Origin of the sequence: Nonomuraea guangzhouensis (assembly GCF_019396345.1) — a bacterium.
GTDB lineage: Bacteria > Actinomycetota > Actinomycetes > Streptosporangiales > Streptosporangiaceae > Nonomuraea > Nonomuraea guangzhouensis.
In genome coordinates this window covers 216,164-224,896 of the sequence record NZ_JAHKRM010000023.1, presented here as the reverse complement: position 1 = coordinate 224,896, position 8,733 = coordinate 216,164, and the positions used below count along the sequence as shown (strand labels likewise).

The window sequence follows — 8,733 nt, the reverse complement described above, 5'->3', positions numbered from 1 at the left end:
CCCGAGAAGTCCTCGATGGGACTGATCTCTTCGAAGATCTCTTCGAGGCCCGACTGGGTCGGGACGTCCTTGCGCCCGGCCTGACGAGCCGCCTCTACCCGGGCCTTCCATTTCTCGTTACCGAGCAGCCAGTCGAATGACTCGGTCTGCAGGGCGAGAAGGTCAGGAACTTCGAGGGGCTCCTGGATGCGCGAAAAAGAGACGCGACGGGGACCAGCGGGTACGGCGGAGGCGTTGCGCGAGGCTGCCAACAGATGTCCTTCCGAGGGCTCGCGGCGGACTGACTACACGCACGCCAGACAACCTCGCAACGTGAGCAAGCGGAGCGGGTCGTCAAAGGGCAGCGCAAAGGGGCAGTGTAGCCGAACGGCACACGCCTGTCCACTTCACTCTCGCTGCATGCTCCACGTTGGTCGCAGCATCGCCCGTTCGAGCGGAAACGTCAAGCCCGCAAGCCCGACTTTCCGCCGACCCAGGGGCCGGACGCTGGGTTTTCTCCCCTGCGTGATCGGACGCCTACCGTCAGGCCCAAGACGATACCCGCGAACGGGGACGGTTAACGCTCCGTCACACCGAGGGTCGAACCCATGCCGACAACCGGTGCTGCTGTGACTCAGATACCCGGCTCTTGGGATTCGCTAAACCTTATTTTTGGTAACAATTGAACATTGGGACGCGCCCGGTGACTCAAGCCGTACCGATCAAGGTCGACAGCTCGGCCACCAGCCAGCGCGAATCTTGCCGGATCATGACGAGCCTGGCCCGGTTCTGGCTGACCTGTTGCTGTGGTTCGGCCTTGCCGGGGATCTTCTTGACCGTACCCGTGTTCACGAACAGCAGAACCTCAACTCGATCACCTTCTGCCCGCTCCACACCCGCGTCGGCGACGGTCGCCGTCTGCACCGTCTTCTCCGCCTTGGCCTTGGCGACCAGGGTGGCCGACAGCTCCTTGTAGTGCTTGGCCAGCTCGCCGGTCGTGTGCTCGGTCGCCCGGGCCAGATCCCGCTCGACCGTCCGGTAGTCGTACGAGAGCAGGTCCGGCGCCACCGTACGGGCCGCGGCCATGGCCTCTCTGCCGGCCTCCTCGTCCACGCGCAGGGCGTGCGCGTCGTACCAGAACACTCCTGACACCGCGCCGAGCCCGAGCACCAGGACCAGCAGCGCGATCACCACCGCTCTCACACCACCTGCACCGCCCTCGACACCAACCAGACCCCCTTCTCCTTGGCCAGGTCCATCGACCACCGGTAGAACCGCTCCTGCTTGGGGGTCTTGGAACCGTCCCAGCGGATCTCCACGTCGGCCACGACCAGCACCCGCGCGGTCTCCTCCGTCATCGACACGAGCCCTGTGGCGCGGAGCACGCCGTGCTGGACGACCTTGTTCTTCAGCGTGGTGGACTTGAGCTTGCCCGCGTTGGCCGTGTACTCCTCCTTGGCCAGGCCGGTGGAGGTGGCCAGGATGCGCCCCACGTCGGCGTCGACGGTCTTGTAGTCGAGCGAGATCAGGTTGATCGCGTGCGCGCCCGCCGCGTCGAGCGCGGCCCGCCGGTCGTCCGCCCTGGCCTGCTCGGCCAGATCCTGCCCGCGAAGAAACACCACGGCGGCGCCGAGCAGCACCACCAGCAGGATGAGCACGCCGGTCAGGACGCGGAGTGGCCGGGCGGCGGGTTCGTCCACGTCTGCTCACCTCCCGGCTTGGTTGCGCGGATGATAACCCGCCGATCCGTCCCGCAGCCCGGGAAACAACAGAGGCGACATAGGACTTCTCGGGGCGGGGCATCTTGTCCTGGCCGGCCCTGAAGCATCTGACAAACGCCGTCAGACGGCCCCCTGAGCCCCGTTGCGCGCACAGCGCGGCGTTCCGGCCTTTCCATCACTGAGGCTGCGGAAAGCGCCTTCTCGGCCCGTCTGGCGGCAGGGCGGGTGGAGTTCCCCCGCCCCACCCGCAAGTCCGGCGAGGGTCACGAACCGGTCCGGACCGCCTGCGACAGCCGCCGCCTCGGGTACCTGCCGATCACCGGCCTCATCGACCTCATCGGCCTCATCGACAAGAGACCGGCCGACGTCGTCGGGAAATGTCGTGATCTCTACCTGACGCCGTTGAGGTGGGCGTTGATCAGGCGGGGATACTCTTCCAGCCAGTTGCGCCCGCGATCGTCCACGAAGGAGCCTTGGGGCGGGATGACACCGTTGGCCGCCAACCAGGTGCCGGGCGGCCGCTGTGTGCGGCGGAGACCGTTGCCGCTCGGCATCAGCTGCGGCGGGATCGGTGGCAGCGAGCCGGGGTCGTGGCCCTGCTGCGCCTCGGCCTCCAGCTCGGAGACGTCCTTCTCCTCCGACATGCCGATCGGCCCGTGCTTCCTGGCGTTGAGGAACTGCCGGACCACCGGCTCGTCGCTCGACAGCAGCATCTCGCGCGGCCCGAACATGATCAGCTCTCGCCTGAACAGCAGCCCGATGTCGTCGGGCACCGTACGGGCGGTGTTGATGTCATGCGTGACGATCAGGAACGTCGCCTCGATCTCGGCGTTCAGGTCGACGATGAGCTGGTTGAGATAGGCGGTCCGTACCGGGTCGAGGCCCGAGTCGGGCTCGTCGAACAGGATGATCTCGGGGTCGAGCACCAGTGCCCTGGCCAGCCCGGCCCGCTTGCGCATGCCGCCGGAGATCTCGCCGGGCAGCTTGGTCTCGGCGCCGAGCAGGCCGACGAGCTCCATCTTCTCCAGCACGATCTGGCGGATCTGCGACTCGCTCTTCTTGGTGTGCTCGCGCAGCGGGAAGGCGATGTTGTCGTACAGGCTGAGCGACCCGAACAGAGCGCCGTCCTGGAACAGCACGCCGAACAGGCGGCGCAGCTCGTAGAGCTTGTTCTCGTTGCAGTTGGCGAGGTCGTAGCCGTCGATCCAGATGTGCCCGCGGTCCGGCCTGAGCAGCCCGACCAGGGTCTTCAGGAAGACCGACTTGCCGGTGCCGGACGGGCCGAGCAGCACCGAGATCTCGCCCGCGGGCAGGGTGAGTGAGACGTCCTCCCAGATGACCTGCCGGCCGAACGACTTGGTCAGCCCGTCGACCACGACTTCGACGCCCACGGGTCACCTTCCATGCGCAGGGGGTAACGTGCCGCACACTCTAACCACACATTTGCCATCACGGTAGCGGCGTGCGAGCGAATTGGAACCAGTTCCAATAACTTGTTACTGGCCGGTTATGAGACACGGAGTCCAGCAACGGGATCCTGGATCTTCATTCGGGCTGAGGGCTGGCGATCGCTTTCAGGGCTGGGCGGAGGACTCGTGCGATGTCTGCTTGAGGCACTTCGCGTAGCTCGTCAAGTTCGAGCAGTTGGTGGCCCACGGTCACGCCCAGCATGATCGTCGTCATCAGCGCCGCCCGCATCCGCGCGTCATCGCCGGGGATCGACTCGCCGATCTGGTGAATCTGCCGGCTCAGTACGGCCCGCGCCGACGCGGCCGCCTCCGGGTGGGTGAGCATCGACCGCATCATGGCCAGGGACCCCTGCGACAACTCCCCCATCTTCATGCCGAGGCTGCCGAGGAGCTGTTCGACCAGTTCGTCGGTGTCGCCCGGGGCCACGGGCGCCGGGGCCACGCGTACGGCCTCGCTGAACAGGTCCTGCTTGCTGCCGAAGTACTGCATGACGAGGGCGGGGTCGACCTCGGCCGTCTTGGCGACCGCGCGGATCGTGGTCCGTTCGAACCCCAGGTCGGCGAAGAGCTTCCTGGCCGCTTCCAGGATCCGCTGCTCGGTCCTGCGACGGCGTTCCGCTCGTTCGGTCACGCCACCCACTCCGTCATGCCGTTCACTCTACAGGCGTTGACCGTTCGTCTCGTTCCGCTCTACGCTCGTTGAGTCAACGTCCGTTGAGCGAAATGGAGTTCCCATGTCTGTTGCTGGTGTTGTCGCCGCCTATCACGCCGCGATGCTGCACAAATCGGCCGACGAGCTGGCCGATCTCTATGCCGAGGACGGTCTGCACGAGTTCCCGTTCGGCGGGCTGCCGCCGTTCAAGGGCAGGGAGGGGGTCCGGGCGGGGTACACGATGATGTGGGGCGCCATGGAGGCGCTGGTGAAGGAGATCCGCGACGTGGCCATCCGCCAGACCACGGACCCGGAGGTGGTCGTGGCGGAGCACGAGACGGTGGTCACGGTGGCCGATCAGGAGCTGACGGTGCCGGGTCTGCTGATCCTGCGGGTCAGGGACGGGCTGATCGTCCACACGCGTGACTACATGGACACCAGCGCCATCGCCCGCGTCCGCGCCGCCTAGCACGGTGACCGGCTGACGTTCACCGGCTGCCTGGTAGAAGCGCCGCCCGCACGTACTGGGGCGCAGGGGACGGAGCCCCCACGGACGGAGCGTACGGCCAGGCCGCGCGCACGAGGCAGGTGGCGAGGCCGCAGGGACGGCACAAGCGGCCGGGCCAAACGGACGACACGTGCCCTGGCCGCGCGGACGACACGTGCCCTGGCCGCGCGGACGACACGTGCCCTGGCCGCGCGGACGACACGTGCCCTGGCCGCGCGGACGGCACGTGCGGACGGCACGTGCGGACGGCACGTGCGGACGGCACGTGCGGACGGCACGTGCGGACCGGCCCTGGGAGCCGACCCGGCGTGAACGGACCGACTCGGGCGCCGACTCGCGACGAGCGGATCGGCTCTGGGGCCGACCAGGAGCCGGCCCGGGACAAGCGGATCAACTCTGGGGCCGACCGTGGCCGACCCAGGGCGAGCGACCGACCCGGAGCCGGGACCTGCCTGGGGGCCTACCCGAGGCGAGCGGGCCCGACCCGGGGGCCAGCCCCGGACAAGCGGATCAACTCTGGGGCCGACCCGTCGCCGACCCAGGGCGAGCGACCGACCCGGAGCCGGGGACCGATCCTGCCTGGAGCCCACCTGAGGCGAGCCGGCCCGGGAGGAGTCGGCCAGCTGGGAGTTAGGGCGGGGTGGGTCAGCTGCGGTCAGTCACTTGGTGGCGGTGAGGTCGTACAGCGTGGTGTTGCCGACGGTGCTGGCGGTGAATGTGTCCTGCACCCACGCCGCGATCTCGTTCGCGTCGCTGCTACCGCCTGTGCCGCCCGTACCGGCCCCGCCGCGCATGCCACCCATGCCACCGCCGATGAAGTAGTGGATCTTCCCGTCGGCCACGTACTGCTTGAACTGGGCGAGTGTCGGCGCGGGGTCGGTCCCGTTGAAGCCGCCCACCGCCATCACCGGCTGACCCGTGGCCAGCTGGTATCCGGCGGCGTTGTTCGAGCCGACGGCCGCGGCGACCCAGGTGTAGGCGGAGGCGTTGCTCGTCAGGAGGGCGGTCAGCTCGGCGCTGGGGGTGGCGGCCTGGAGCAGCCCACCCATCCCGCCTCCCCGGCCGCCGCGAGCGAACCCGCCGGTGCCCATACCGTCAGACCTCGCATTACCGCTGGTGCCACCCGGCTGACCGGCGCCCTGCTGACCGCCCCTACCGACGCCGCCTGGCTGGCCGCCCCCGCCGAACCCACCCGGTCCCATAGCCCTCGGCCCGCCGCCGCGGAACCCTCCAGGTCCGCCGAAACCTCCCGTCGACGGACCCGCCGTGGGAATCGCGCCGGTGTGCGCGGACGCGGCGGTGTCCAGCGCGTACGCGGCCGGCCCAGCCAGGCACACCACGACAGCCACACCGGCGACAATCCCCGACAACCGCCGCGACCACCAACCACGCCCCGCAAACGCCACCCCTCCATGCCCCTCGGACCGCACCGCTCCAGGCCCCTCGGACGACGCCTCCACAGGACCCCGAAACAGCACCTCAGCAGGCCTCTCAGACGGCACCCCCACAGGATCCCGAGACAGCACCTCGGCAGACCTCTCCGATGACACTCCCGAGGTTGGCTCTCCCGCAGGTCCCGCAGACAGCACCCAGGCGGTTCCCGCCGACGACTCCCCCGCAGCTCCCGCAGACAACACCTTTTCAGGCCCCTCAGCCGACACCGCCGCAGTTCCCGCAGACAGCGCGCCCGTCAATCCCCCAGACGGCGAGCCCGTCAATCCCGCGGACGAAGCCCCCGCCGATCCTTCAGTCGGCGCGCCAGCCAATCCCTCAGAAGGCACCCCGGCCGGACCCGTTTCGACCTCCTGGTAGCGCCCGACGACCAGGAGCCCCACTGCCGCCGCCAACCCGGCGACGAGCACGATCGGCCCCAGCCAGGAATTCCACTCCGAACTACGCGCCAGCAGAACGTACGCCCACCCAGCCGTAACAGCCGCCGCCAACGCGAGCACCCGGTTCTCCCTGCGCTCCCAGAGCAGCGCCACCCCCGAACCCACCAGCACCGCGATCGCCGGAGCCAGCGCCACCGTGTAGTACGCGTGGAAGATGCCCTGCATCAGGCTGAAGATCAGCCCGGTCACCACCAGCCAGCTCCCCCACACACCGACCTGGGCCCGTACGGAATCAGTCCGCGGCGCCGACCGCGTCAGCCAGATCGCGGCCACGAGGAGCACCAGCGCCGCCGGCAGCAGCCAGGAGATCTGCCCGCCCGCCTCGGTGTCGAACATCCGCAACCAGCCGGCCTCCTGGTTGAGGTTGCCGAGCCCGCCGTAGTCGCCGCCGTTCAGCCGCCCGATCCCGTTGTAGCCGAGCGCGAGCTCCAGGACGCTGTTCGTCTGGGAGCCGCCGATGTACGGACGGTCGGCGGCGGGCACCAGCGCCACCGCCACCAGCCACCATCCGGCCGACACCAGCATGGCCGCCCCCGCGAGCACGAGCTGCCAGAGCCGCCGCCCCATCGTGGTCGGCGCCGTGATCAGGTAGACGAGCGCGAACCCCGGCAGTACCACGAACGCCTGCAGCATCTTGGCCAGGAACGCGAACCCGATGCACGCCCCCGCCAGCACCAACCACCGCGTCCCCGCCTTCTCCTGAGCCCGCACGACGCAGTAACCCGCGACGGTCAGCAGCAGCACCAGCAGCGCATCCGGGTTGTTGAAGCGGAACATCAGCACCGCCACCGGCGTAAGCGCCATGACCGCCCCGCCCAGCAACGCGGCCCACGCGGGGAACCGGCGGCGTACGGCGGCATAGACCACGCCCACGGTCGCCACGCCCATGAGCGCCTGGGGCACGAGGATGCTCCAGGAGTTCAGGCCGAAGATCCTGGCGCTGAGCTCCATCGGCCACAGCGAGGCCGGCGTCTTGTCCACGGTGATGGCATTGGCCGCGTCGGACGACCCGAAGAAGAACGCCTTCCAGCTCTGGCTACCCGCTTGTACGGCAGCCGAGTAGAACGAGTTCGCCCATCCGGAGGCGTTGAGCCCCCATACGTAGAGCACCGCGGTGGCGGCGAGCAGCCCGGCCAACGCCCATCGATCTCTGACACGCACATCCTTGAACACACTCGAACGCTAAACACGGCCTCTCGCCCTGCGATGAGACGACCATGAGAATCTCGTGAGCTCTGTACGCCGGCCGCCGGCCAGGCAGAAAACACAAAAGAGGCGGCACACCCGGCACCTGGGTGCAGCCGCCCCTTCTGGGGTGAAACGCCACAATGGGCGATTCGGTAATGCTCTTCGAGTGATATGCCTCGAAAGTGTTACTTGACGGTGACGCTGGCGCCGGCGCCCTCAAGGGCAGCCTTGGCCTTCTCCGCCTGCTCCTTGTTGACCTTGCCGTCGAAGACGTTCTTGGGAGCGCCGTCGACCAGGTCCTTGGCCTCCTTGAGGCCCAGGGACGTCAGGGCGCGGATCTCCTTGATGACCTGGATCTTCTTGTCGCCGGCAGCCTCGAGGATGACGTCGAACTCGTCCTGCTCCTCAACGGCGGCGGCCTCGCCACCACCGGAGGTGGGGGCAGCGGCAACCGCGACGGGGGCGGCGGCCTTGACGTCGAACACTTCCTCGAACTGCTTCACGAACTCGGAAAGCTCGAGGAGGGTCATCTCCTTGAACGCGCCGAGCAGCTCGTCGGTGCTGAGCTTCGCCATGATGGTTTCCTCCGTATGGATCTTGCGATAACTAGGAACGGGACCGCGGGTTTTGCGGCAATCCCCGTATTACTCGCCCGCCTCTTCGCGCTTGGCGCGAAGGGCGTCGGCCAGCTGGGCCATGTTGGTGGGCAGCGCGGCGAACATCGCGGCGGCAGCACTCTGCTTCGCCTTGATGGCGCCGGCCAGCTTCGCGAGGAGAACCTCGCGGGACTCGAGGTCGGCGAGCCTGGTGATCTCTGTAGCGTCCAGCCTCTTGCCGTCAAGGACGCCGCCCTTGATCACCAGAAGGGGATTGGCCTTGGCGAAGTCACGCAGACCCTTGGCTGCCTCGACAACGTCGCCGTTGACGAAGGCGATCGCGGTCGGACCGGTGAGCAGGTCTTCAAGACTTGCGAAACCGGCCTCCGTGGCCGCGATCTTGGTCAGGGTGTTCTTCGCCACGGCGAACTTCGCATTCTCACCAAGAGAAACACGCAGCTGCTTGAGCTGCGCGACGGTGAGACCGCGGTACTCGGTCAGAACGGCCGCAGCGCTGCCTTCGAACTCGCTCCTGAGCTCGGCAACCGCTGTCGCCTTATCCGCCCTCGCCATGGGCCTCCTTCCAGATGTGCCACCGGTGAAGGCCCAGAAATGAGAACGGCCCCGGGCGCAGGGCGCACACGGGGCTCACACACGGACAAGACCGTGTAGGAAACTCGTATCACACCTGCGCGGGCTGTCCACAGACTGTGGATCCTTCGGTCACC

At 68.0% G+C, this 8,733-nt stretch carries 9 protein-coding genes; 1 reads left to right on the top strand and 8 read right to left on the bottom strand.

The features are described from left to right. From KME78_RS40795 to KME78_RS40775, 5 genes are all read right to left on the bottom strand, one after another. Positions 1 to 251: hypothetical protein (locus tag KME78_RS40795; protein WP_219534855.1), on the bottom strand; the 251-nt coding region annotated here is incomplete at its 3' end. Positions 252 to 687: 436 nt separating this feature from the next. Further along, positions 688 to 1,182: an Rv1363c family protein gene (locus tag KME78_RS40790; RefSeq protein ID WP_308127318.1), complete on the bottom strand. Its 495-nt coding sequence runs from the start codon at positions 1,180 to 1,182 to the stop codon at positions 688 to 690. Next, entirely contained in the window at positions 1,179 to 1,679 is a 501-nt protein-coding gene (locus KME78_RS40785) for an Rv1363c family protein (RefSeq protein ID WP_219534853.1), read from the bottom strand. Before KME78_RS40785 ends, KME78_RS40790 begins: the two co-directional genes overlap by 4 nt. Before the next feature lie 410 nt (positions 1,680 to 2,089). Beyond that, positions 2,090 to 3,091 (bottom strand): ABC transporter ATP-binding protein, encoded by a 1,002-nt coding sequence (locus KME78_RS40780; RefSeq protein ID WP_219534851.1) that lies wholly within the window; start codon positions 3,089 to 3,091, stop codon positions 2,090 to 2,092. A 154-nt stretch (positions 3,092 to 3,245) separates the two neighbouring features. Beyond that, the gene (locus KME78_RS40775) at positions 3,246 to 3,800 is read right to left on the bottom strand and encodes a TetR/AcrR family transcriptional regulator (RefSeq protein ID WP_219534850.1); all 555 of its coding nucleotides are present in this window, start codon (positions 3,798 to 3,800) and stop codon (positions 3,246 to 3,248) included. Between the two features lie 103 nt (positions 3,801 to 3,903). Here KME78_RS40775 and KME78_RS40770 point away from each other — a divergent pair, with 103 nt between their 5' ends. Continuing rightward, positions 3,904 to 4,290 (top strand): nuclear transport factor 2 family protein, encoded by a 387-nt coding sequence (locus KME78_RS40770; RefSeq protein WP_219534849.1) that lies wholly within the window; start codon positions 3,904 to 3,906, stop codon positions 4,288 to 4,290. A 698-nt stretch (positions 4,291 to 4,988) separates the two neighbouring features. Here KME78_RS40770 and KME78_RS65145 read toward each other — a convergent pair. The 3 genes from KME78_RS65145 to rplJ all read right to left on the bottom strand — a co-directional run bounded on the left by KME78_RS65145 (position 4,989) and on the right by rplJ (position 8,578). After that, a complete protein-coding gene (locus KME78_RS65145) occupies positions 4,989 to 7,394 on the bottom strand; it encodes an ArnT family glycosyltransferase (RefSeq protein WP_308127317.1) in 2,406 nt (801 codons plus the stop codon). Between the two features lie 200 nt (positions 7,395 to 7,594). Continuing rightward, positions 7,595 to 7,984 carry a 50S ribosomal protein L7/L12 gene (gene rplL / locus KME78_RS40760; RefSeq protein ID WP_219534848.1) on the bottom strand — a complete coding sequence of 130 codons (390 nt, stop codon included), beginning with the start codon at positions 7,982 to 7,984 and terminating at the stop codon, positions 7,595 to 7,597. Between the two features lie 69 nt (positions 7,985 to 8,053). Then, positions 8,054 to 8,578: a 50S ribosomal protein L10 gene (gene rplJ, locus KME78_RS40755; RefSeq protein WP_219534847.1), complete on the bottom strand. Its 525-nt coding sequence runs from the start codon at positions 8,576 to 8,578 to the stop codon at positions 8,054 to 8,056. Positions 8,579 to 8,733 lie beyond the last annotated feature (155 nt).